1 protein-coding gene is annotated in these 491 nt (G+C 67.8%); it reads right to left on the minus strand.

Annotated elements, in window-relative coordinates:
- Positions 1 to 491 (minus strand): Mu transposase domain-containing protein (locus ON31_RS29440; RefSeq protein ID WP_039818328.1); only part of this gene is annotated, 491 nt, incomplete at both ends.

Here is a 491-nt window from a genome sequence, read left to right on the forward strand (position 1 = left end):
GGCGCAACGCGTCGGTCAGTGCCGCTTCGCCGTGAGCGGCGCCGAGTGCGAGCAGAATGTCGAGCTCTTGGCTCAATCGGGTGTTGCCGATCGCGGCGGCACCAACGAGAAACGCTTGCGCGTCTTGGCCGAGGGCGCAGAACTGTTGTTCGGCGGTGGTTTTCGGGCGTGGTCCGCGATTGGGTGCGGGCCTGGGACCGTCGTAGTGGGCGTCGAGGATCGATGCCTCACCGGGCGCGACGAGTTCGTGCTCGGCCACGATCACCCCGGTCGCCGCCTCGAGCACCAGCAGTGCCCCGTGGTCCACCACGATCGACACCTTCTCGCCGATCAACCGGGTCGGCACCGAGTAGCGGGCCGAACCGTAACGGACACAGGACAATCGGTCGACGGTGCGGATCACCGCCGGTGCGCCGATCTCGAGCCGCAACGACGGCAACGGGGCCAGCAACTCTCGCTCGATCACCAGGCGTTCGTCGGGGATCGCGCAG

It is taken from the genome of Nocardia otitidiscaviarum NBRC 14405 (genome assembly GCF_000308635.1).
Taxonomy (GTDB): domain Bacteria; phylum Actinomycetota; class Actinomycetes; order Mycobacteriales; family Mycobacteriaceae; genus Nocardia; species Nocardia otitidiscaviarum.